Source organism: Bernardetia sp. (genome assembly GCF_020630935.1).
GTDB lineage: Bacteria > Bacteroidota > Bacteroidia > Cytophagales > Bernardetiaceae > Bernardetia.
The window spans coordinates 18,721-41,456 of the sequence record NZ_JAHDIG010000027.1 but is presented as its reverse complement, the minus strand read 5'-3'; the positions used below and the strand labels follow the sequence as shown (position 1 = coordinate 41,456).

The 22,736-nt window shown below is 33.6% G+C and carries 21 protein-coding genes; 11 read left to right on the top strand and 10 right to left on the bottom strand.

Going from position 1 to position 22,736, the window contains the following annotated elements; genetic code table 11:
* Positions 1-4 precede the first annotated feature (4 nt).
* The 5 genes from QZ659_RS09375 (at position 5) to QZ659_RS09355 (ending at position 4,509) form a co-directional block, all read left to right on the top strand.
* Positions 5-592: a hypothetical protein gene (locus QZ659_RS09375; RefSeq protein WP_291725358.1), complete on the top strand. Its 588-nt coding sequence runs from the start codon at positions 5-7 to the stop codon at positions 590-592.
* A 181-nt stretch (positions 593-773) separates the two neighbouring features.
* On the top strand, positions 774-2,111 hold the full coding sequence (gene ffh / locus QZ659_RS09370) for a signal recognition particle protein (RefSeq protein WP_291725356.1): 1,338 nt from the start codon (positions 774-776) through the stop codon (positions 2,109-2,111).
* A gap of 160 nt (positions 2,112-2,271) precedes the next feature.
* A complete protein-coding gene (locus QZ659_RS09365; RefSeq protein WP_291725354.1) occupies positions 2,272-3,039 on the top strand; it encodes a TIGR00266 family protein in 768 nt (255 codons plus the stop codon).
* A 237-nt stretch (positions 3,040-3,276) separates the two neighbouring features.
* Positions 3,277-3,843, top strand: coding sequence for a Crp/Fnr family transcriptional regulator (locus QZ659_RS09360; RefSeq protein ID WP_291725352.1), 567 nt, complete (start codon positions 3,277-3,279; stop codon positions 3,841-3,843).
* An 84-nt stretch (positions 3,844-3,927) separates the two neighbouring features.
* Positions 3,928-4,509, top strand: a complete 582-nt coding sequence (locus QZ659_RS09355; RefSeq protein ID WP_291725350.1) for an NAD(P)H-dependent oxidoreductase — start codon at positions 3,928-3,930, stop codon at positions 4,507-4,509.
* A gap of 51 nt (positions 4,510-4,560) precedes the next feature.
* Here the strand turns inward: QZ659_RS09355 and QZ659_RS09350 are convergent, their stop codons facing one another.
* The 4 genes from QZ659_RS09350 to QZ659_RS09335 all read right to left on the bottom strand — a co-directional run bounded on the left by QZ659_RS09350 (position 4,561) and on the right by QZ659_RS09335 (position 9,952).
* The gene (locus QZ659_RS09350) at positions 4,561-6,567 is read right to left on the bottom strand and encodes a DUF3857 domain-containing protein (protein ID WP_291725348.1); all 2,007 of its coding nucleotides are present in this window, start codon (positions 6,565-6,567) and stop codon (positions 4,561-4,563) included.
* Positions 6,568-6,706: 139 nt separating this feature from the next.
* On the bottom strand, positions 6,707-7,405 hold the full coding sequence (locus QZ659_RS09345; RefSeq protein WP_291725346.1) for a CBS domain-containing protein: 699 nt from the start codon (positions 7,403-7,405) through the stop codon (positions 6,707-6,709).
* A 272-nt stretch (positions 7,406-7,677) separates the two neighbouring features.
* Positions 7,678-8,454: an alpha/beta fold hydrolase gene (locus QZ659_RS09340; protein WP_291725344.1), complete on the bottom strand. Its 777-nt coding sequence runs from the start codon at positions 8,452-8,454 to the stop codon at positions 7,678-7,680.
* Positions 8,455-8,695: 241 nt separating this feature from the next.
* On the bottom strand, positions 8,696-9,952 hold the full coding sequence (locus QZ659_RS09335; protein WP_291725342.1) for a protoporphyrinogen/coproporphyrinogen oxidase: 1,257 nt from the start codon (positions 9,950-9,952) through the stop codon (positions 8,696-8,698).
* A gap of 259 nt (positions 9,953-10,211) precedes the next feature.
* Between QZ659_RS09335 and QZ659_RS09330 the strand changes: the two genes are divergently transcribed.
* Positions 10,212-13,310 carry a PAS domain S-box protein gene (locus QZ659_RS09330; protein ID WP_291725340.1) on the top strand — a complete coding sequence of 1,033 codons (3,099 nt, stop codon included), beginning with the start codon at positions 10,212-10,214 and terminating at the stop codon, positions 13,308-13,310.
* A gap of 17 nt (positions 13,311-13,327) precedes the next feature.
* On the opposite strand, the gene QZ659_RS09325 is transcribed toward QZ659_RS09330, so the two are convergent.
* Positions 13,328-13,912, bottom strand: coding sequence for a hypothetical protein (locus tag QZ659_RS09325; RefSeq protein WP_291725338.1), 585 nt, complete (start codon positions 13,910-13,912; stop codon positions 13,328-13,330).
* Positions 13,913-14,167: 255 nt separating this feature from the next.
* Between QZ659_RS09325 and QZ659_RS09320 the strand changes: the two genes are divergently transcribed.
* The 3 genes from QZ659_RS09320 to QZ659_RS09310 are packed head-to-tail and all read left to right on the top strand — an operon-like array spanning position 14,168 to position 15,921.
* Positions 14,168-14,890, top strand: coding sequence for a hypothetical protein (locus QZ659_RS09320; protein ID WP_291725336.1), 723 nt, complete (start codon positions 14,168-14,170; stop codon positions 14,888-14,890).
* A gap of 3 nt (positions 14,891-14,893) precedes the next feature.
* Positions 14,894-15,220 carry a low molecular weight protein tyrosine phosphatase family protein gene (locus QZ659_RS09315; protein ID WP_291725333.1) on the top strand — a complete coding sequence of 109 codons (327 nt, stop codon included), beginning with the start codon at positions 14,894-14,896 and terminating at the stop codon, positions 15,218-15,220.
* Positions 15,217-15,921: a hypothetical protein gene (locus tag QZ659_RS09310; protein ID WP_291725331.1), complete on the top strand. Its 705-nt coding sequence runs from the start codon at positions 15,217-15,219 to the stop codon at positions 15,919-15,921. Before QZ659_RS09315 ends, QZ659_RS09310 begins: the two co-directional genes overlap by 4 nt.
* Here QZ659_RS09310 and QZ659_RS09305 read toward each other — a convergent pair.
* Positions 15,918-16,742, bottom strand: coding sequence for a TIGR02452 family protein (locus QZ659_RS09305; protein WP_291725329.1), 825 nt, complete (start codon positions 16,740-16,742; stop codon positions 15,918-15,920). The two genes, QZ659_RS09310 and QZ659_RS09305, sit on opposite strands and share 4 nt — an antisense overlap.
* Positions 16,743-17,058: 316 nt before the next feature.
* On the opposite strand from QZ659_RS09305, the gene QZ659_RS09300 reads away from it, so the two are divergent.
* A complete protein-coding gene (locus QZ659_RS09300; RefSeq protein WP_291725327.1) occupies positions 17,059-17,664 on the top strand; it encodes a DinB family protein in 606 nt (201 codons plus the stop codon).
* Positions 17,665-17,748: 84 nt separating this feature from the next.
* On the opposite strand, the gene QZ659_RS09295 is transcribed toward QZ659_RS09300, so the two are convergent.
* Positions 17,749-18,435 carry an N-acetylmuramoyl-L-alanine amidase gene (locus tag QZ659_RS09295; protein ID WP_291725325.1) on the bottom strand — a complete coding sequence of 229 codons (687 nt, stop codon included), beginning with the start codon at positions 18,433-18,435 and terminating at the stop codon, positions 17,749-17,751.
* 237 nt (positions 18,436-18,672) lie between these two features.
* Here QZ659_RS09295 and QZ659_RS09290 point away from each other — a divergent pair, with 237 nt between their 5' ends.
* Entirely contained in the window at positions 18,673-19,740 is a 1,068-nt protein-coding gene (locus QZ659_RS09290; protein ID WP_291725322.1) for an alpha/beta hydrolase, read from the top strand.
* Between the two features lie 181 nt (positions 19,741-19,921).
* On the opposite strand, the gene QZ659_RS09285 is transcribed toward QZ659_RS09290, so the two are convergent.
* From QZ659_RS09285 to rfbD, 3 genes are all read right to left on the bottom strand, one after another.
* A complete protein-coding gene (locus tag QZ659_RS09285) occupies positions 19,922-20,803 on the bottom strand; it encodes a hypothetical protein (RefSeq protein ID WP_291725321.1) in 882 nt (293 codons plus the stop codon).
* 15 nt (positions 20,804-20,818) lie between these two features.
* Positions 20,819-21,718, bottom strand: a complete 900-nt coding sequence (locus tag QZ659_RS09280; RefSeq protein WP_291725319.1) for a hypothetical protein — start codon at positions 21,716-21,718, stop codon at positions 20,819-20,821.
* A 76-nt stretch (positions 21,719-21,794) separates the two neighbouring features.
* Complete coding sequence (gene rfbD / locus QZ659_RS09275) at positions 21,795-22,667, bottom strand: dTDP-4-dehydrorhamnose reductase (RefSeq protein ID WP_291725317.1); 873 nt, start codon at positions 22,665-22,667, stop codon at positions 21,795-21,797.
* Positions 22,668-22,736 lie beyond the last annotated feature (69 nt).

Genomic DNA, 22,736 nt, shown 5'->3' with positions numbered 1-22,736 from the left:
TTAGATGTACAAAAATCTTTATGTAGAACGAAATAGAATCATCTACCAATCTCTGGAAGATATTCAAAATCAAGAAAGAGGGAATATTGTCCTATTCTGTTTTCCGACTTTTTATAAGGATTTTGGTATTTCATTTTACAAATATTATGGGTCTTATCATTGGGTAAAAAATACGATAGTCGAAACGAAAGATGAAGAGCTAACAGAAAGTAATATTAAATTATCTCTACTTTTTAGAAAGGAAACAGGCATACTTTCAGAAACTACTTTCAAAGAAATAGAAAATAAAATCAAAAATACGCCCTTTCCACAAACTCAAATTTTTGGAGAGGGAGGAAGAGATGGAACTACTTATAAACTTACTTTAAACTCTGCTGTCAGTATTTCGCTAAGTTGGTGGGATGCAAGTTTAGAAAAAGATTCAGATTGGCAACCGATAAACAACACCATTTCAGAAATTACAAAACAGGTCAAAAATTTTGAAGCAGAAGAAAAAAAAGAGTTTTTATACATTTACGAAGAAGATATTTATAAAGACAATCTCACTGGAGATTCAAGGGTTATGACACACATAGAATTTAAGTCTATTTAAAATTATTTTAATCCTATTTTTATTCCTAAAAAATTGATAATCAATGGCATAAGCCATTATTAAACATCAATTATCAATTATCAATTCATTTATTCCTTGTTTTTCTGTACCTTTGTGTGTTGAAAACTTTTTAGCAAAGAAATTCCACTTTTAATAGAAAAAATACAATCGCTTTTTAGATATGTTAGATAATTTAACGGCTCGTTTAGACAAAGCTATGAAATCGCTGAAAGGCGAAGGAAGAATTACAGAAGTAAACGTAGCAACCACTATTAAAGAAATTCGTCGTGCGCTAGTAGATGCCGACGTAGATTATAAAGTAGCCAAAACGGTTACAGACGAAATTAAAGATGAGGCTTACGGACGTGAAGTCTTGATTGCTGTAAAACCAGGGGAACTTTTTACAAAGATTGTCTATGACAAACTTACTCAACTAATGGGTGGGGAACGTAAGGAAATGAATCTTTCTGGGAATCCTTCTATTATTTTGGTGGCAGGTCTGAATGGTGCTGGTAAGACTACTTTTACTGCAAAACTTGCTAACCACCTCAAAAAACAAGGTCGTCAAGTTCTTTTAGCAGCCTGTGACGTGTACCGTCCTGCTGCGATTGACCAGTTAAAAACATTGGCAGAGCAAATTGATATTGAAGTCTATGCAGAGCCAGAAAATAATAACCCTGTTCAGATTGCAGAAAATGCTATCAGACACGGTAAAGACACAGGAAAAAAAATAATTATCGTCGATACGGCAGGTCGTTTGGCAATCGATGAATCTCTTATGACAGAGATTTCAGAAATGAAAAAAGTTCTGAATCCTACTGAAACTCTTTTTGTAGTGGATGCTATGACAGGACAGGATGCTGTTACGACTGCAAAAATATTCAACGAACGCATCGATTATGATGGTGTAGTGCTTACAAAATTAGATGGTGATTCTCGTGGTGGTGCTGCCCTTTCTATCCGTAGAGTGGTAGATAAGCCAATTAAATTCATAGGTACGAGTGAAAAGATAGACGGAATTGATGCTTTCTATCCAGACCGTATGGCACAGCGTATCTTGGGAATGGGAGACGTTCTTTCCCTCGTTGATAGAATGCAGCAGGCGTATGATGAAGATGAGGCAAGAAGAATCAATAAGAAAATCCGTAAAAATCAGTTTGATTTCAATGACTTTATCTCTCAAATTGAGCAAATCAAGAAAATGGGTAACATTAAAGACCTAGTTGGAATGCTTCCAGGCATTGGCTCAAAAATGAAAGATTTTGAAATTGATGATGATGCGTTCCGTCCGATTGAAGCTATTATCAATTCAATGACTCCTTACGAAAAAGCAAATCCAGATGTTTTAGATGGAAGTCGTCGTCGTCGTTTGGCTGCTGGTAGTGGACGTACTATCCAAGAAGTAAACAACCTTATCAAGCAGTTTGGTGAAATGCGTAAAATGATGCGTAAGATGAACCAATTCCAAGGACCAGGTGGAAATAAAAAACTAGCTAAAATGATGAAGCGAGGAAGATAATATAGTTATTAATGTTAAGTGATTAACGATTAATTAAATATTCAAAAAGCGTTTTAGAATAAATCTAAAACGCTTTTTGCTTTTAAAAGACAAAATCCGTATTTTTTGAAAGTTAAAATTCATTTTTAAAAATTCACTTATTAAAAAACATTTTTTCCTTATGAAATCTCACGAGATAGATTATACTATTATCGGAAACGATATTCAAATTGTAGAAGTAGAATTAGACCCTAACGAAACGGTCATTGCAGAAGCTGGAGCAATGCTCTACATGGAAGAAAATATAGCTTTCGAAACCAAAATGGGCGATGGCTCTGAACCAGAACAAGGCATTTTTGGTAAACTTATGTCGGCAGGCGCAAGAATGATAACAGGCGAATCACTTTTCATGACACACTTCACGCAGCGAGGAAGTGGAAAAGGACGAGTAGCTTTTTCAGCTCCTTACCCTGGAACGGTTACACCTGTTCAGCTTTCAGCTTGCAACAATAGTACGCTTATCGTTCAGAAAGATAGTTTTCTTTGTGCTGCATTAGGAACAAAAATTTCAGTACACCTTAATCGTCGTTTTGGTTCTGGATTTTTTGGTGGCGAAGGGTTCATCATGCAGAAATTACAAGGTGATGGAATGGCATTTTTCCATGCTGGAGGAACAATCATTGAAAAAGAACTCAATGGCGAAACGCTAAAAGTAGATACAGGCTGTATCGTGGCTTTTGAAGAAGGCATTTCGATGGACATTCAACGAGCAGGAAACCTAAAATCTATGTTTTTGGGTGGTGAAGGCTTGTTTTTAGCTACGCTTAGTGGAACTGGAAAAGTTTGGCTACAATCTATGCCAATTTCTAAACTCGTTCAAGCACTTTCTCCAATGAGTAAGGCTACTTCAAAAGCAACTTCTTTAGGTGGACTTTTGGGAGGAGATTAATTTTGGTAAATAAACTTTAATTTTCAAAAGAGAATATTTATAGAGCATAAAGCATCATAAGTGTTTCTTATCAATAGAAAACAAACCACTTTTATAATGACCTGTAAAAGTGGTTTGTTGTATTAAAATAAAAACTATTTTACCCTAATGTTTTTCTGCAAGACTGATTTTATTTTCTATTTAGGTCAGCTCAATAGAGTAATATCAAGATAATTGCAAATATCATTGTTAGATTATATGGTTAAAAAATTCCTCAATTCTTTTGGTATTCTTTCAGAAAAAGAAATTAATGATTTTGTACAAAATACTGTTAGAAAGAAATTAAATAAATCTGATTTTTTTATTCGTGAAGGTGAAGTATGCAATGAAATTGCTTTTATAAATTCGGGTACATTTCGTTCGTTTTATACTACAAATAAAGGCGAAGAGTTTACTTATTGTATTATGTTTCCTGCTAACTTCATAGCTGCTTATTCTTCATTTATTACAGAAGAAGCTACTTCTGAAAATATACAGGCTATTACAAATGCTGAGTTGCTGGTAATTTCCAAAAATACACTAGATAATTTTGCAAAGCATAGTATAAACTGGCTAAAGATGTATAAAATCATAGCTGAACAACAGTATATTGAGTTAGAAAAAAGAATTTATCAACTTCAAAAAGATAATGCTGCTGAAAGATATAGAGACTTAATTGAAAACCAACCTCAATATATACAAGAAATTCCACTACACTATTTAGCTTCTTACTTAGGAATAACACAAAGACATTTGAGCAGAATACGAAAGGAAGTTGTGTTTTAGACATTTGTCCTATAGCCTAATTAAGCTCTTTTCTACCTTTGTTTATTATAAAATAATAAATCAATTAGACTAAAAAATAGACAAATGAGTAAGAAAATTTTGATTATAAATGGGCATCCAAACAAAGATTCATTTAACTTTGGAATTGCAGCAGCCTATAAAACAGGAGCAGAAAGTTCTCAAGCAGAAATTAAAGAAATCATTATTTCAGAGTTAAATTTTAATCCTAATCTACAGTATGGTTATCAAAAGAGAACTGTATTAGAACCTGACTTATTAGAAGCTTGGGAAAAAATAAAATGGGCAGAGCATTTGGTTTGGATACATCCTGTTTGGTGGGGAGGTTTACCTGCTATTTTAAAAGGATTTATTGATAGGGTATTTCTACCAACATTTGCCTTTGCATACAGAGAAAACTCTATTTTTTGGGATAAACTTTTAAAAGGTAAAACAGCACACATTATCACTACATTAGACCAACCAACTTGGTACTATAAGTTTATTAATGGGCAACCTAGTACAAAACAATTAAAGAAAAATACCCTTGAATTTTGTGGAGTCAAGCCTGTTAAAACAACTTATATTGGAATCGTAAAAACATCCACACAAAAACAGCGTAAAAAATGGCTAGAACAAATATATAAGTTAGGAGAAAAACAAAGATAATCTAACACAGAATGGTTTACGTAAAAATAAACCATTCTGCATCAAAAATTTTTACTCCTTTTCTAGCACCAATACAATTTTATTAAAATCGGCTGCTGCATTGATGACTTTTCTGTACTCTTCAAAATCTTCTAAAGGAAGATAAATCTCATAGTAATACTCAAAAATATCTACAGTTATAGTATTTCCTTCTTGTTTGTAATCTGAAACAAAACCACAATTTTTCTTTCCACCGTCATCAAAGACAACATTGAGTTTCAAATCATCTAAGTTTTTGACTGTGTAGCCTTCTGGAATATCAAAGACTAATGTTCTGTCATAAATACGGTTGTGTCCGTTCTCTACAGCTAGTTTTCGCTCCTTTTCTTGGTAGAGTTCCGATTGAGGACCGATACATTTTCCAATAGTGAAGAGATATTTATTTCCTGCCTTTTCTATCCACGACTTCGATTCAAAGTTAGTTTTGATAGCAAACTCATTTTCTAAAAGGTCGGTGTTCATTTTTTCATTTTCTAACTCAATATTCTCAAATTCTGCATCTTCTGAAAGCCCTCTCAAAACATTTTCTAACATTTCATCACGCTTTTCTCCAGACAAATAAGGAATAATTGGCTGAATACCAACAGCAGAAAGTCCTCCAAAACTATATTTTAAATCAGCTTTCACAGCGTCCATATCTTCATTGAACTTCATTTTTAAATTGATATTGCTGAAATTTTTATCGCCTTCAAGGGGTTGTATTTTTCTGACTGTTCCCATTCCAAAAACATTGTCTCCTACTTTCATTCGACGAATAAAAAGTCCATCGGTTGCCGTCCACGTATCTGGTACAATTCCGTAACGGTATAAAGGAGTGGCAGGTGAAAGATATTTTTTTGTATTCGGAAAATAAATTAAAAACTCACGCATATTGCCCCAATAATCAAAATCGCCATCAAATCTGACTTCACTTCTATCGCTTGTCAGAATAAGTTCGTAATCTACTTCTGCCAGTTCAAAAAGCGTTGTAAAGAGGCGTACAAGTCCACGCTCGTTTGCAATTTTAGACTTTTCTATTTCTTCAATGTTTGAAAAGGCTGGCGTTGGAGACTCTGTCCCTTGCACTTTGACTTTCAGATAATTTTCTATTTTTCTGATACGTTCTTCTTCTGATTCTTTACCTTTTATGCCTATTTCTTTATATATTTTTTTAAGAGCTTTTTCTTCTTTTTTGTCTCTAGTTTGGCAAAAAACACTGTAAATCTGTCGTGCTGCATCCGACCACGTATAAAAACGCTGATTCGAACTAGCTGCCAAATTATACGCCAGTTTGTAATCTACTCGCATTCTGTTAGGGTCTGCATAAGCAAATGGTTCTCCTAGAAGTGGCGCAACACTATCTAGTTTAATGGTTTGAATAGTTTTTTCGCTGTTTGTGTCTTCTTTTAGCTCGGCATCTGGCAAACCGTTATAACTCTTAGCTTCAAATTGCAAAAAAGAGGGTGTAATAAGTTCAAAATGCACATTTTTAGTGGGCGTTCCTGTTTGCAGAAATTCTCTTCCTTCTTGATTTCCACCAAAAACAGTCTCTTTTGTCGTATAAAAATATTCGATTTCGCTCCCTTTTTCAATCCCTTCAATAGCAAACATTTTATAACCTCTTCCAGATTCTTCATCTTTTATTTCCTTGAGTTCGTCTTGGTTTGAAATGACCACTTTTCCATTTGGAGAAATAGAACGAACCTTTAGTTTTTCTAAAGTTCCCTCTCCTAGAGGAATAAAAATGGCATTAAAACGCTCAACAGCATCTGTACTTCCTAGCCAGCGAATAGCATGGTGTGTTTTGTATAGAATCACTTGGTCATCTGAAGGTGAATAAAAATATTCTATCATATTTTTATCTAAAAAAACGATTGAAACTTCATCTTTCAAGTGAGCAGGAATTTCGTTTCTTTCTCTATTTTCCTCCCAGTCATAATTGGCATATTCGTGATTATCTTTATCTGCCCAAGCTGAAAAGGATAATAAAAAAGATGCAAGTAAGGTTATTGAAAGTACACTGAATTTATTTTTTTTCATGTAAAAAATTGGAGATTTATATTGACTAAAATTATTAAATACGAAAAGCATTTTCCTTGATTTGAAAAATGCTTTTCATAATTTTTTGTGTTGTTAAATTATCGTCGGTGGAGACACCGACAATGGCAAGATATATTATTTATATATCAAAATATCTAAAGAACATATCTAGGCGTTCTTTCTGAATATCTGCATCTGGATTTTCTTGAAACTTAGCAATCACACGATATTCAAAACGCTCTAAGGTTGCTAAAATAGCATTGAGTTCTGTTTTATCTAATTTTAAAGTGAGTTTGATAAGATTGTGGTCATAAGGGTCTGTATCTACATAACTACTCAAAATTTTGGTATTATTTTCTTCTATCAGACGGCTAATATGAGAAAGAGAATAATCTCTATAATTCATTGACAAGACAATAATTGCCCCTGCACTTTGGCTGGCAAACGTACGAGCAAAGGCTGCCAACGTATCTCTTACTGTTATTACTCCTACAAAGAAATTACTCAAATCCAAAACTGCAATAATACGCAAGTTGTGGTCTGTTGCAAGACGCATCACATCATAGAAATGTTGTTCTTCGCTTACAAAAACATCTTCATAAAATGGCTCAACAGAGTCGATAGTTGCTTCTGGATTATTTATCTCATAGAGCATATCTTCTGTGATAATGCCTTTATACACATTATCCTCAACGACAGGAAGTTGTGTAATACGAAAAGCATCCATCCAGTTTAGTGCTTTCCTTACACTATCGTTACCCTTTAAAGGAGGTATCATTTCATTGATGAGGTCGGCAGCGACCATCACAGAAGTAGTAGAATTAAAAGTATCAGTCATAGTGGTTGTTTTTGGATAAAGCAATAGATAGCAAAGCCCTAATTATTTATCTTTGTCCAAAACAATATAAATAATTTTGTTTGATTATTTATAAATATAATCATCTTGCTATGAAATAGAACAACAATTTGTATGCTAATTTGCTTAGAAAAGCCATTATATTTAGTTAAATCCTCTTTACAAAGAAGCATTTTTAATACAAAAGAAGGTTCAATATCAATGTTTAGATTTTTTTTACTTGCAATGTGTGTAAACTACAAGTTTATTTTTTATTAAACCATGTAGGCTGTCTTTTCTAACGGATTATTTTTTAAAAAGTCGTCGAAGTACGCATTAAAGATAGCAGAGTGTTCCATCATCGGAGCATGCCCACACTTGTCAATAAAACGAAGCTGACTATTTCTCAACAGCCTATGAAACTCATGGGCAACAGGAGGAGGAGTAATCGTATCGTTCAATCCCCAAACTAACAGTGTCGGAATATTTATCTGTGGAATCTCTTTAGCCATATTATTGCGCTGTGCCGAACGAGCAATCGTAATCATACGCAAGCACTTTGCATTGTTATTTGTTACTTCGAATACGTCATCTACTAGCTCTTTCGTTGCAACTTTTGGGTCATGAAATGTATATTCTACTTTTTCTTTTATGTATTCGTAGTTTCCACGCTTAGGAAAAGAACCTCCCATACCATTTTCGAAAAGCCCTGAACTACCTGTCAAGACCATTCTTTTAGAGATGTCTTTATTACGAAGAGCAAAAATAAGAGCCAAATGCCCTCCTAAAGAATTACCTACCAATGTGAGGTCTTTCAACTCCTCCATCTTTACAAACCCTTCTACAAAATCGATAAGACCTTCCAAATGCGCTTTGCGAAGAGAAATAGTGTAAATTGGCATCATAGGTATAAGTACCCTATAATTTTTAGAAAAATGAGCTACTACGCCTTCCCAGTTACTCATCTCTCCAAAAAGCCCATGTAAAAGCAAAAGCACTTCACCTTCGCCTTCATCTATATATTGGTATCCTCCTTTTTCTTTTATTTTCATGCGTGCAGAATTAAACCTTAAAATGAGATTAGATATAGTTTTAAAACGACAAATTTACTAAAAATTATGTATCGTTTTGCTTTAATGAGCCAATTACAAATTATGAACTGTAAAATCAGCGAAGCTAATTACGAATTATTTCATTCTGCATAGCTAATCTTGAGCTAATAAAATTTTAGTTCTCAGTTATTTATGGGAAATTTACGCCTCTGTTTTTTTCACATTCAGCTATAAAGATAAATTATATCTCGTCGCCAATAAGTTGTGCTACCAAACGTCCAGAACGCATAGCAGCATTGAGCGAGCCATTGAGAAGATAATCGCCACAACGGTATAAACCATCATGAATTTTCAAATCATCTACTGATGGCGTATGTCTGACAGAGTTTTGGTTAGGCAAGGCATGTGGAATAGCATAAGATTTCAAAAATTCCCATTCGTAGGCGTGAGTTCCATACCAAAGACTAAGTTCTCGTCGTGTTTTTTCTATGAGTTCTTCTTCTGTGAAGTCTTTATTTTCATCGTCTGTAATAATAGAAACTGAAAGCAAAGATTTATCAATCGGAGCATAATCAGAAGAAATATCGCTCATCACAACAAAATTATTTACTAATCTGTTTTCCAAAGAATTTAGACACAAAACAGGTCTTCTCACAATAGATTTATCCATCGAAAAATAGAGATTTGTTGTTCCTCTAGTCTGTGTATTTTTTGTTAAGTTAGCTCTATACGATTGTGAAAACTCATTATTTTCTGTGGCTATCAAAATGCTTCTTGCTTCAAATTCATTTCCACTTTCTGTAGTAGCTACATTTTTATTGACAGAAACTACTCTTTCGTTTGTAATGATAGCATGGTCAGACAAAACATTAGCTAACTGGCGAGGAATTTCTTCCATTCCAAGTGCAGGAACAGCCCCTTTTCCATTAGAAAACATCTGAAAAACAAAATCAAACATTCTATTTGAAGTTTCTAAATCTTTTTCTAAAAAAATACCTGCCAAAAAAGGATTTAAAAACTGTTCTATCAAAGAGCTTTTAAATTTATAATTTTGCCTTAGAGCTTGATACGTAGAAGTTTCGGGTTGTGTAAAAATTTCGTGTAAATCTTTTCCATTTATTTCCGTCTTGACCAAAAGCATACGGAGCTTATCTGCCCACGTACCTATGGGATTGGCAAGCGTAGAAAGTGTTTTTTCTGGACTTCTAAAAGGGTCTGCAAACTCAAAAATTCCTTTGTCTGTGTGTAAGAGCGCACCTGCATCAATGGTTCGAAGTTGTAGTTTTGAGTAATTGAGAGCTTTTTGTGCTTCTGGGTAGGCTGTCAATAGTACTTGGAAACCTCTGTCTAAACGAAAACCATTTACTATGTCTGTCTTTACTCTTCCCCCTACTCGGTCGGTAGCCTCAATAACTTTGACAGAAAGTCCTCTTTGATGTAAATTTCTAGCAGCCGTAAGTCCAGCTACTCCTCCTCCAATGATAAGTACGTCAGTCATATAAAAAAATAAGAATATGAGTTTATAATGATTTGTAAAGTATAGCTACTCAAAAGTACGGTTTCTTGTTCAGAATTATGTAAAAAAAGTAGCTATTTTTTGATACTTCTAAAAAGGAAGTAGAGCAAAAACTGTTTTATTCAACTTGTAAAAATATTTTATCGAAAATGAATACGGAAAGAGCTCTTTTCATTTTGAACTAAAAAAATGAAATTGTAAATTAACTTTTCAAAATACGCACAAGAATTAAATAACCAGAATGAAGCAGCATATTAGTGTAGAAAATTTTGTCCCAGACGAAGAACTTTTAGAGGCTTATGAAGAGGAAACGTTTCATTATATAGATACAATAATGGAACGCTTTCTTATCGTTTATTTGGCATTTAGCCTTGTTTTAGCTGTTTTTTATCAAGAATTTGTTCAAGTATATTTATTTCTGCCTAGTTTGGGGGCTTTCTTTGCTTATCATCTGATTAAGCGTTTTGTAATGCCACAAGATGCTCGTTATGTCCTGACGGCTGTTTTGGCAATGATGGGCGTAGTATATTTGATACAGTTGCAGGGAGCTTTTTATATTCAATTCGTATTTTTTATTACGCTTACGGTCTTAGTATTTTATCAGAATTGGCGTATTTTGGTTTTTTATGCCTCACTTATAGGGGCTTATATTTTGATTTGCTTTGCTTTATATAGCGTATTCGGACAAGCTAACATAAAAGAATATTTCCTCAATGTAGAAAACTTAGATTCACAAGTAGCCTTTTTTGGCTGCCTGTTAGGAGCTGCAGAGCTTTTTGTAGCCATATTTTTTGCTGGCTATTTGAAAAAACAAACCGACCAAGATGCAAGAAATAAGATTTACCTCAACGAACAACTCAATTTTTCGGGCAATTTGGCATTTGCCAATAAGATTGCAGAAGGTGAGCTAGATTCAGAGTTTGTTCCTGCTGAAAACGATGTAATGGGAGAAGCTCTTCTGAATATGAGAAATAGCTTGAAATCATTTGTAGAAAACGAAAGACTAAACAAATGGCGAAGTGATGGAGTAGCACAAATTAGTGACATTTTGGTTTCTAGTGAATCTATTACTATGCTTTCTCAACAAGTTCTGAACAAAGTCGTTTCGTATTTAGGAGCGCATCAAGGCATTTTTTATTCTTTACATAAAGATTCTTTCAAACACGAACCTTATCTGAAAGCCACAGCAGCGTATGCGTATGATGATATAGAAAAGCTAGACCAAAAAATTCTCATTGGAGATGGCTTAGTGGGGCAGGTTGCCGAATCTAAAGACCCTATTTACCTTAAAAACCCTCCTCCTCATTTCTTTAAGATAAAATCTGCTATTGGCGAAGCTCCTCCACAAGGTCTGATGCTTTTGCCACTACAACTTCGTGAAAATTTGGTAGGAGTGTTGGAAATTGCTCTTTTACGTCCTTTGTCTCAACACGAACGTAGCTTCTTAGAGGAAATTTCAAGCCGTATTGCTGCTACTATGATAGCCCTTCGCTCACAAGAAGACAATAAGCGTTTGTTAGAGGAATCTCAAGAATATGCAGAACAAATTGCCTCACAAGAAGAAGAAATGCGTCAAAATGTAGAAGAACTGACCAGTACACAAGAAGAACTTGCCAAGCAGATGCGTGAGACAGAATATATAAAAAATGAGGTTACAGCGCAGTTAGAAGCTCTCAATCTTTCTGCTTTGCTTATTCAATTAGATACACAAGGAAGAATTATCTCATCTAATGAACGAGTTTCTGATGCTATACGCAGATATGAAGATGATTTGGATGGAATAAAACTAGCACAACTTATAGATGATAAAGAACACTTACAGTCTTGGGAACGAGTTTGGGCGCAAGTTCAGCTCGGAGAAATCGGACATTTGGTCTTTAAAAACAAACGACCAGATAAAAGTTCTGCGTGGATTGACCTAACTATTGCTCCTGTACGAGATAAAAATGAGCAAATCTACAAATATATTGCTATTGGTCTCAATATCACTCGCCAAATGAAGCAAGATGCTAGGCTCAAACGCCTACTCAAAGAAACTGAAGAAGCTAGGGAAAAAGCAACAACAGTAAGTCGTCAGAATCAAGAACAATTACGAGCTATTGATAATTCAGTAGCAATGTTAGAAATGGATAGCGAAGGACAGATTCTTCAAGTCAATGAAAACTTTTTGAAGATTATGGGCTATGAGAAAAAAGAAGATTTAGAAGGAAAATATCACTCTGATTTAGTAGAAAAAGGAACAGTTCTTACTGAAGAATATTTAGATTTATGGAAAAAATTACGTCAAGGAGAAACTGTTGAAGGAACATTCAAACGAATGTATAGCACAGGAAAAACAGTTTGGGTAAGAGGAAGTTATACTCCGACGCTTAATTCAAAAAATGAGCTTGCTAAGGTTACAAAACTCAGCTATGATGTTACTGAATCTAAAAAACAACAAATAGAGCTTGAAAACCTATTGGAGCAAATGACGGCTCAAGAAGAAGAAATGCGTATCAGTATGGAATATTTACAAAACACGCAAGAAGAATTAGACCGTAAGACAAAAGAGTTTAAAGATTTTCACAATTTTATTAATGACTTCAATGTTATTATTGATTTTGATGAGAAAGGAACGATTTTAAGTGTCAATGAACTATGTGAAAAAATTACGGGATACGACGAGTCTGAAGTCATCGGACATAGCTATTCAGATTTTGAAGAATTGGAAGGAAATGAAACCTTCGAACATCTTTGGAAAGAAACCATAGAAGGAGATTATACTGAGCGAATAGTAAAAGTCAAAGCAGCAGATGGTTCTATTATTTTCCTCAAAACTTTCTATATTCCTATACACGACCAAAACAATGAGGTTACAAAAATAACAGCAGTGAGTGATGACATTACCACACAAAAGCAACAAGAAAAGCTCATTCAGAAAAATATAGATGAGCTAGAAAAAAACCAAGTAGAACTAGAACAAAGAGAAAAATTTTTAGAATCTCTACTTAGTATTTTAGACGAAATTCCAGCACTTGTAGGGCGTGCTACTTTAGGAAAAAAATTAGACATTGTATATGTCAATGAGTTTGGAGAAGAGCTGATTGGTTATGATGCTAATTTTATAAAAAAGAACGGATTTGGTGGCTTCATCCACAAAGAAGATATACCAAAACTAGCACAGGTTACAAAAGAAAAACTAGCTAAAAGTGATAGTTATTCGGCTTCATTCAGAGTAGTTACGAAGGATAAGAAAATCAAAACGGTTTGGGAATATGCTCAAAAGGTAGATTTTAATGGAAAAGAATGTATAGACTTTTTTATCATTGACCCAAGTATTATTTCTCAAAATGATTTGTAAATAAAATGATTGGCTTTCTATTTCCAAAGAGAAAGTTCTGAACACGTCTTGCTCATTTGTTGTATTTCTGTGTTTAGGAACTTTGTCATTACTTGTTCTTGAAAATCAATTCCTATCATAATCAACATTCCACTAACATTTCTTTCCTTAAAACGAACAATAGCTCCCACTTTCTTTTGACTTTCATTATACACATCTGCTACTACGACATCGGCATTTACATTAGAGAGGGGCAATACTCTAAAGGCTGAAAGTTGAAGTCCTTCTGAAAGGTAAGTTTTACTGGCTTCTCCGTATGCTTCATACGTAAAGTTAGCTGCCTGTGCAGAAGATTCTACCCATAAAAGTTCGTGTAACCACAAGTCAGCATCTTCAAATTCATAAGTGTATAGCAAAGAACCATCGCCATAATCTTCCTTTTCTATCTCCTCACCAGCACTTGCATTTTCATAGATAATTCCCAGTGGTTCAAAACTTTCTATGGTAGTAAATAATTTGCGTTCTTCATCAGAAATAACTGTTTGCCCCAAGACTTTACCATATAATGAAAGACAGACAACAAAAGCAAAAAATTTACAAAAATGATTAACTTTACACATCATAGTAGTTCTATTTTTATTTATATAAGGGTTAGACAGGCTATATTTTGTAGCAAAATAAGCAAATACTATTCTATTTCTTTAATTTTTAGTGAAATTTGATAGCTTCATAGTATTTTATGTACTCAACAAACACAATGATAGTTTCTAAGTTGTGTAATAACAAAATTACTTTTCCGATTATTAATTTAATTCATTTATAAGAAGTTATATCTCGTCAGTGGCAACTATACCTCTAAAACCACAATCATTTATTATATGAAATTTTTCACATTACTTTTACTTGCCTTATTGTTTAGCTTTTCTTCATTCTCACAGAATAATACAGATGATTTTAGCTATGAAACTCAATTTGTGTATGGTCTGAATCTAAACACACAGTCTGGGCTTATCGGAGGTTTTGCTTTTCGTTATTCAAAAGCAATTACAGAAACAATGTATCATAGTTTTTCCTTAGAGTTGGTAGATGTTAGACACCCAAAAGAGCAGCGCAGAGCCAGCAGAATAACAGGAGAGTTTTTCACTCCAGGAAAGCGTAATTTCCTCTATGTTTTGCGTCCTCAATATGGTAGAGAATTTGTTCTGTTTAGAAAGGCAGAAGAGCGTGGAATACAAGTCAATGCTATCGGAGCTATAGGACCAACCATCGGAATAGTTGCGCCCTATATTATTGATTATCAGTTTGCAAATGAAACTATCAGAACAGAACAGTACGACCCAGAAGTACACACTTCATTTGAAGCTGTTGTGGGAACAGGCTCTTTTGCACAACGCCTTACAGATGCAAATATTCAATTAGGAGCAAGCCTAAAGACCTCTCTTGCACTAGAGTTTAGTGCCTTCAAAGGCTCACAAGTCGGATTTGAAGCTGGGATGATGATAGATGCTTATTCAAAAGAAATTGAGATTATGGGACTAGCAGAAAACAAACAAATCTATCCCTCTGCCTTTTTCACTCTTTTTTATGGAATTAGTAAATAAATAATGAAAGAAAGACCCAATTTTTTAGTGGTTTGTGGTAAAAACAAAAAACGCAGCCGAACAGCCGAATTCATTTTTAAAAATGACAATCGTTTTGCCGTTCGTTCGGTGGGAGTGAGTCCGAAGAGTAATCGTAAAATCACCGAGAAAGATGTTGAGTGGGCAAATTTGATTTTGGTAATGGAAAAAGACCAAAAACAGAAAATCAAAAAGCTATACTCTCACTTAGAAATTCCAACAATCGAAGTTCTACATATTCCAGACGAATATGAATATATGGATGAAGAGCTTATCGAAATTCTGACTGAAAAAATTGAAGTCTTCTTATGAAACTAATATCTTTTGTATTTCCTCTTGTCTTCGTTTTTTCATTTCTCTTGAAAGAAACTGCCTTATCTCAAACTCTTACAGACCAAGAGCAAATTAACTTCTATTTAGAAAATTTGAATAATCAAGAATTTGACATAGAAGATTACGAGGAACAATACTTTGATGGAAAAGTAATTTATTCTTCCGATTCTTTACTCAAACTCTTCACTTTTACAGGAGATGCTCATTTTGCTTATTTTACTAGCATTTCAAAATCGTATCTTCATGTTTTAGATACAAATGCAGAACTCATAGAAATTAGGGGAGGTGATTACGGTAATGTTGTGGAAATACATAATCTATCAAAAAATAAACAGCAAAGAAATTATCTTATCTTAGAAAATAAAGAAGAAAAAGTATCATCAGTATATTATATTTCTTCAGTAACAGCAAGTTGGCTAATTATTGAAAATAAATCATCAAGGTTTGGCAGAATATATAAAGCAGATAAAAAATTATCTTATTCTACTCCAAAATACGATTTGGACAATACGTTGGAAATTAATGTTTATTATAATATCAAAGATAAAAAACTCATTTTTGAATATGATTTATTATCAGAAGTGAAAAGTGAAGAAGAGCCTTCCCATTTTATGAGAATTGTTTATGAGTGGAAAGGCAATGGATTTGAGTTTCTTAAAAAAGAAAAGCTATCGTATTAGAAATATTTTTCAAAAGGACTGATTATTTTTTCTTGATTGGTCTTGATGGCAAAGACGACTTCTTCAAAGCAGTTTTCAAATTTTCCAGTCAGAAGCTCGTGGAAGATAGTAGCAATATCGATAGGAATGTTTTGAAAAACACCACAGCCCCACGCTCCCAAAACTAAATATTTATATCCTTTTTGATGAGCAATCGCCAAGACTTTTTCAGTGCGCTGATACATCGTAGGAATGATTTTATCAATTCGTTTGGGTTCTTGCCTTCGCACTACACCAGCATTGACGGCAGCCGAAGTCAGAATGCTTATCTTTTGAGGCGTATCTAAATATTCTCCTTCATCGTTTTTAAAAATTGGAACATCTGGAGAATAAATCATTGTGTCGGTGTATAGCATCGTTTTTCTCCCACGATGAAACTGATAATATTCATCAAAAAACTCAAAGCAGCACGCACTAAGTCCTGTTACTCGTGCAATCGATTCTTCTTGTGCCTGTGCGCCTGTCAGAAATCCACCTCCTATATTTTTAGCAGAAGCAAAATTTAGACAAAAAACAGGGGCTTTTTTCTCTTTCAGAAAATTGTCAATCACAACCATTACTGACTCATTTTGAGTAGAAAATTTTGTAATATTATTTGGCAATGGCTGATAATGTTCTTTTAGCATTGAATTATCTTCCTCTTCAAAAAGCTCTGAATTTAGTTGAGAATATTTTTGAATCTCAGAGATATCTACTTTTTTGTTTTTTTGATTGATATAAAAACCATCTTCAATTATCTTGACAGTATCTTTGGCAATGGCTATTCGTTTGGATTTTTGCATTTTTATCTGTTATATGAATTTTGTTAGCGTACTGGACATCAATAGATATTTGCTGTTCTGTGACTCAGAAAATAGGAAAAAAACACCATTAGTTGTTTTTTTTAGTGTAGCGACACCAACAACTTTTTATCTCATATACAGTACTCTAAAATTTTATATTTATTTTTCCAACTAACAGACTTTCCATTACTTTTAGTTTCCTTATTGTTTTTCTGTATCAAAATAAAATTCTTGATTTGAATCAATGTTTTGAAGTTATACAGTCTGTATTTTTGTAGTAAATCATTGATATTCAAACCATTAAAATCTAATTATTATGAAAATAGCAGCATCAGAACTAACACAAAATTTGATAGGAGAAATAAGAACTATTTTAGGGAAAGCAGAACATCTGAACAACCTCTCCGATGATGAGCTAAACGAAAGACCACATTCAGAAAGCTGGACAGTTTTAGAATGTATAGAACATTTAAACAGATACAGCGAATTTTATTTGGAGGAAATAGAAAAGCGAATTGATGCCAAAATGGATACAAATAAAAAGATGGATAAGAAAAGTATAGACAATTATATTTTCAAAAGTGGCTTTTTAGGAAACTATTCTGCCAACTCTATGCTTCCCAACCAAACAGGAAAAAAAGCTGGACAAATCAATAAAATGACAACTTTCAAAGACAAAGACCCTATTCATAGTGGTGTAAATAGAAAAGTATTAGAAACATTTATAGATGACCAAAATGAATTTATACGTCTCTTAGAAAAATCAAAGAATATAAATCTTAATAAAACAAAGGTTTCTCTTACCATTCCCCTTCTAAAATTTAACTTAGGAGACACGTTTCGTTTTGTAATTAACCATCAGATAAGACATTTCTTACAGATTGAAAATATCTTGAAAAACACAAAAGAACTTGTTGCCTAAAACAAACACAATAAAAAAGGTCTAAATTCACAATGAATTTAGACCTTTTTAGATGGTATAACTCTCTTTCTTTTCTATTATTTTTTAGTTTGCTGCCAAACCAATTTTTGCCCAATCAAATAAACTTCCTGGGTCGCTACGACGTGAAGGTGCATATTCGTCGTGTCCTACAATATGCTGACGGTCGTGGCTAATATCTGTATGACGGCTTTCAATATCTTTTAACAAACGGTCTAACGCTTTATATTGTGCTTCTGTAAAACCAATATCATTTTTATCTATTTTTGAGTAAGAAGCCGTAGAAATAAATTTTGACATTTCAGATTGTGTTCCGATAGCCATCATTTCTATTCCTATCGAACGCCCATTGAGGTCGTTGTGGCGATGAGCTTCGTGCGACAAATGTCCTTTTCCTGCGTGGTGAGCTGCACGGTTTTCATTGACTAAGTGATGAATAACTCCCTCTCTATCAATAATATAATGTGCTGAAACTTTGTAGGTTTCAAATATATTTAGAATATCTTTTAAATTGTATGGGTTGGTTGGGTTTTGAGCTGCATTGCTACAAAAATGAAGCATTACGTGTGTGATATTGGCATCTGCTGAACGATTGTGAGAACATCTATCTGATAGAAGTTTGGAAGCTACATTTGTTTTAGGAACAAATTTTTCTTCTCCACCACCTAAAGAAAGAGAATTTGAAGAAGTAAAAGCTGATGAAAGTATAAGTAAAGTAGTGAGTAAGCAAGTAGAAAACAATGTTTTTCTCATAGAATAATAAATTAGAAAAGAGTAAGAGTAGATTATGAAAGTAGGTCTGCGAAATAAAATTTCATTTAAACGCAACTTATAAATAAATATTCAAATATCAAACCAAAATCCAATTTTTATTTGGTTTTTTATTATTATTACCAAATATTTCATGTAAATTTAGGAGTATGAAATCAAACGTAGTAATTGTAGGCTTATCTCTTTACCCAAGCTTTATGTTACTTACAAAGTACCACAATGAAAATACACAAACTCTTAAACATGGAAAGAAAATCTATTCAAACCTCACGATTACAAATCAGTTATTTAGAGACGCAAAGTAAAGCAAGCCAAACAGTAGTTTTTATACATGGAAATGCTTCTTCATCAGTCTATTGGAAAGGAACTATGAATGCTTTAGATGAAAAATTCAGAGGAATTGCGCCAGACCTAAGAGGATATGGAGATACACAAGATGTACTTATAGATGCTACCAAAGGCATGAGTGATTGGGTAGAAGATTTGCAAGCCCTATTAGAAAAGCTAGATATAAAAAAATATCATATTGTAGGACACTCACTAGGAGGAGCTTTTATATTTTCTCTAATAGCAAAATATAGCGAACAGGTTTTATCTGCCACGCTCATCAACCCTGGCTCTCCTTTTGGCTTTGGAGGAACAAAAGACGAAAAAGGAACTCCTTGTTTTCCTGATTTTGCTGGCTCGGGTGGGGGAATTGTGAATCCTGAATTTGCAAACTTAATAGCACAAAATGATAAAAGCACAGACAATCCTCAGGCATCTCCTAGAATAGTAATGAACAGCTTCTACTGGAAACCTCCATTTCGACCTGAGAGTGAAGAGGAATTATTAGACGGATTGCTGAGTCAAAAGGTAGGAGAGAACAAATATCCAGGGGATTTTATTCCTTCTAGCAATTATCCTTTTGTCGCTCCAGGCAAGTATGGTTCTATCAACTCGGCTTCTCCTAAATATATAAAGGATACTATATCTAATTTTTTGAATAGCACTTCTAAACCTCCAATACTATGGGTACGAGGTTCAGATGACCAAATTGTATCAGATAACTCACTATTTGACTTGGGAACATTGGGAAAAATGGGTGTAATCCCAAATTATCCTGGAGAGAAAGTATTTCCTCCTCAACCTATGGTAAGCCAAACTAGATATGTATTGGAACAATACAAGCAAAATGGAGGTAATTATACCGAATTTGTTATTGAAGATACAGGACATAGTCCTTACATAGAAAAACCTGATGTTTTTGATAAAAAATTTCATGAGTTTTTGAACGGCATAGCCTAATAACCCAACGATTTGATGCAGTTCTGCTGTCAGAAATACAAAAGGATTAAAATTCTAATAAACCCAAAAATTGGGGGACAAATTTCAAGAACTAAGCAAAAAGATTGGACATAGTCTCTATTTTATTATGAGATAATGTCCAATCTTTTTTTTCAAATTTGATTTGTCTTGATACCATCTCTTATTTAATTTCAAAAGTGATATTGCTCTCAGTGGAATTTACAAAATCTATGGCTGTTTGATAACGTGGATGTTTACCTATTTCTAAATGAATTGGAATAGAAAATAAGTGATTCAACTTATCTATTGCTTCTAAAAATTCTTTACTATTGTTTTCTTTAAATAAATTGTTGATATAAAACTTTGTTGTAAAGTTATCTTTATTAGTAATGATACAGTAACTGTTTGAATTTACAGAAAACTTGAATTCTATTGATTTTATATAATCAGTATTTAGTGTGTACTCTTTTATTCCATAATTACTACTGAGTCCAATTCCTTTTTTAGAGAAAAAGAATACTTCATTTTTAAAGTATTTGTGTATTGTAGTTAGCCTTCTACCATATATTTTATCATGTATATTACCAAATAGAAGAGTGGTAAAAGCTAATGTTACTCCAGCTATAAAAAGTAATGGATTTTCATTGAAACTAGCTAGGAATAATTCTACTACGAAAATTACCCAAGAGATAATGGGTATATATATTCCATCAAAAAAAAACTGGACTTGTGAAAGTTTTCTCTCTGTTGTAGTCCATTTTTCATTTAACTTTGGAATAGAACTTCCTCTACCATTAAATAAATAAGCATAAAAGAAAATATCTTCTTCAGTAGATAATAATAATTCTTTAGATAGTGGAATTTTAATTAATGTTTCACTTTGACAACAATGCTGCTTACCTAAATACTCCCATGTATCTTTTAGAAAAACAGATTTACAACTCTCACAAAACACAACTTCATCTCCTGCCAAAATAGTGTCTCCAGTAATGGGGTCTTTTCTATTCTGAGCTAAAAAGCCTTTATGTTCTTTGAGATTGGGATTGATTTTGTGAGTGTGCATACTAACTTAAAATAGTTACTCTACAAATGAAAAATTGATTTTAGAATCATTACGACTTATAAAACGTTCTGCTTCGTCTCTATTTTTTCTACTGTTGGTTGTGATATCAATACTGATGTTATATTCTTGATTTAAGAAATGCAATGTTTTTAGAAAGCTATCATTTTCCGTCATTTCAAAATAGTTTATATAAAACTTTACTTTTCTCCCTCCTGTATTAGTAATAGTACAATTGCCAATCTTTGATGAGAAACTGCTAAACTGTGAAAAGTCAAAAGAGAGTGATGCAATATCAGCAAAGCTAGAAGTATAATCCTCTACTCCATATTTGGTACTAAATCCTATACTTTTATTAGAAATATAGAAAACTTCACTATTAAAATTATTATGAAATGTATTAATCTCGTGTGCATTTACACTGGCATAGAAATGTTTGATAACAAAAAGCACTGCCAAAAATATAACCAGAGCAAGGACAAACAAAGGGTTATTATATACCATAGCACCAGTTATCCCTACGAAAACAGAAATAAGAGCAACTACATATATTGAAAAACTTATTGTATTTTGAGGTTGTGGTGTCCCTCTATATTTCCAAGTGTCTCTATCTATGTTTGGGATATTACTAAAACTGTTGTCTTTTGATGTGAGATAGCTATAAAATAAGAGCTTTTCACTTTTTTGTAACTGAATAGAGTTAGCACTAAGAGGAAACTCTATCAATGTTTCATTCTGCTCACAATGCTGCCCACGCAAATATTCCCATGTATCTTTCAGAAAAACAGACTTACAGCCAGCACAAAACACAACTTCATCGCCTGCCAAAATAGTATCTCCAGTAATAGGGTCTTTTCTATTTTGGGCTAGAAAATCTTGGTGTTCTTTAGAATGGAGATTTATTTTGTGGGTGGGCATAGTTTTTTATAAGAACAGGGTTTCACTTTGCGTGAATTAGACAGGGTTTTAACCCTGTCATTTCAACCCTGTTATATTATACCTTCTTCAAACATCGTTTCAAGGCATCTCTCCAATGAGGGATTTCAATATCAAAATGCTCTTTGATTTTTTGTTTATCTAATACACTATACGAAGGACGTTCGGCTGAGGTTGGAAACTGTGCAGAACGAATAGGTTGTAGATTTACTTTTTTATCTTTTGTTTGCTTAGAGAGTTCGAAAATAGCGTGGGCAAAGTCGTACCAACTAGCTATGCCTTCGTTAGAATAATGGTATGTTCCCCAAAGATGTGGTTCTACAAAACGTTTTTCTTCTAGTTTCAAGATAATTTGTAGAATAGCATTAGCTAAATCTCTTGCATACGTTGGACTTCCTACTTGGTCATAGACAACGTTTAAAGGATTTTTGTCAGCTAAAGAAAGCATTGTTTTGAGAAAATTCTTTCCAAAGCTAGAATACAACCAAGCCGTACGCAAAATAATAGTGTGTGGATTATGTTGTAAGATATTTTTTTCTCCCTGCCATTTGGAAGTGCCATATACTCCTTTAGGATTAGGCTCATCTGCTTCTGTGTAGGGCGTACATTTATTACCATCAAAAACAAAATCTGTAGAGATATGAATCAGACGAACCCCATGTTTTTCACAGGCTTTGGCAAGATTGGTCGTTCCGACTACATTAACTTCATACGCCGAAAGTTTATCATTTTCAGAAGCATCTACGGCTGTATAAGCTGCTGCATTGATGCAATAATCAAAATGTTGGAGATCGAAAAGCTCGTTTACACGGTTGGTGTGTGTAATATCTAGCTTATCAGTATCTGTAAAGTGAAATTCGAAGGGATAGGCTTTTTGAAGGGCTTGAAGTTCTTGTCCAAGTTGTCCGTTTGCTCCTGTTACTAAAATCATTGTCAATTACGAATTATGGGATAATCAGCGAAGCTAATTACGAATTACGAATTAGCAAAGCCAAATAAG

What these genes read in the sequence shown, in the direction of transcription:
- QZ659_RS09375 (WP_291725358.1), top strand. Translation starts at nt 5, where the DNA reads ATGTACAAAAATCTTTATGTAGAACGAAATAGAATCATCTACCAATCT.
- ffh (WP_291725356.1), top strand. Translation starts at nt 774, where the DNA reads ATGTTAGATAATTTAACGGCTCGTTTAGACAAAGCTATGAAATCGCTG.
- QZ659_RS09365 (WP_291725354.1), top strand. Translation starts at nt 2,272, where the DNA reads ATGAAATCTCACGAGATAGATTATACTATTATCGGAAACGATATTCAA.
- QZ659_RS09360 (WP_291725352.1), top strand. Translation starts at nt 3,277, where the DNA reads ATGGTTAAAAAATTCCTCAATTCTTTTGGTATTCTTTCAGAAAAAGAA.
- QZ659_RS09355 (WP_291725350.1), top strand. Translation starts at nt 3,928, where the DNA reads ATGAGTAAGAAAATTTTGATTATAAATGGGCATCCAAACAAAGATTCA.
- QZ659_RS09350 (WP_291725348.1), bottom strand. Translation starts at nt 6,567, where the DNA reads ATGAAAAAAAATAAATTCAGTGTACTTTCAATAACCTTACTTGCATCT.
- QZ659_RS09345 (WP_291725346.1), bottom strand. Translation starts at nt 7,405, where the DNA reads ATGACTGATACTTTTAATTCTACTACTTCTGTGATGGTCGCTGCCGAC.
- QZ659_RS09340 (WP_291725344.1), bottom strand. Translation starts at nt 8,454, where the DNA reads ATGAAAATAAAAGAAAAAGGAGGATACCAATATATAGATGAAGGCGAA.
- QZ659_RS09335 (WP_291725342.1), bottom strand. Translation starts at nt 9,952, where the DNA reads ATGACTGACGTACTTATCATTGGAGGAGGAGTAGCTGGACTTACGGCT.
- QZ659_RS09330 (WP_291725340.1), top strand. Translation starts at nt 10,212, where the DNA reads ATGAAGCAGCATATTAGTGTAGAAAATTTTGTCCCAGACGAAGAACTT.
- QZ659_RS09325 (WP_291725338.1), bottom strand. Translation starts at nt 13,912, where the DNA reads ATGATGTGTAAAGTTAATCATTTTTGTAAATTTTTTGCTTTTGTTGTC.
- QZ659_RS09320 (WP_291725336.1), top strand. Translation starts at nt 14,168, where the DNA reads ATGAAATTTTTCACATTACTTTTACTTGCCTTATTGTTTAGCTTTTCT.
- QZ659_RS09315 (WP_291725333.1), top strand. Translation starts at nt 14,894, where the DNA reads ATGAAAGAAAGACCCAATTTTTTAGTGGTTTGTGGTAAAAACAAAAAA.
- QZ659_RS09310 (WP_291725331.1), top strand. Translation starts at nt 15,217, where the DNA reads ATGAAACTAATATCTTTTGTATTTCCTCTTGTCTTCGTTTTTTCATTT.
- QZ659_RS09305 (WP_291725329.1), bottom strand. Translation starts at nt 16,742, where the DNA reads ATGCAAAAATCCAAACGAATAGCCATTGCCAAAGATACTGTCAAGATA.
- QZ659_RS09300 (WP_291725327.1), top strand. Translation starts at nt 17,059, where the DNA reads ATGAAAATAGCAGCATCAGAACTAACACAAAATTTGATAGGAGAAATA.
- QZ659_RS09295 (WP_291725325.1), bottom strand. Translation starts at nt 18,435, where the DNA reads ATGAGAAAAACATTGTTTTCTACTTGCTTACTCACTACTTTACTTATA.
- QZ659_RS09290 (WP_291725322.1), top strand. Translation starts at nt 18,673, where the DNA reads ATGAAAATACACAAACTCTTAAACATGGAAAGAAAATCTATTCAAACC.
- QZ659_RS09285 (WP_291725321.1), bottom strand. Translation starts at nt 20,803, where the DNA reads ATGCACACTCACAAAATCAATCCCAATCTCAAAGAACATAAAGGCTTT.
- QZ659_RS09280 (WP_291725319.1), bottom strand. Translation starts at nt 21,718, where the DNA reads ATGCCCACCCACAAAATAAATCTCCATTCTAAAGAACACCAAGATTTT.
- rfbD (WP_291725317.1), bottom strand. Translation starts at nt 22,667, where the DNA reads ATGATTTTAGTAACAGGAGCAAACGGACAACTTGGACAAGAACTTCAA.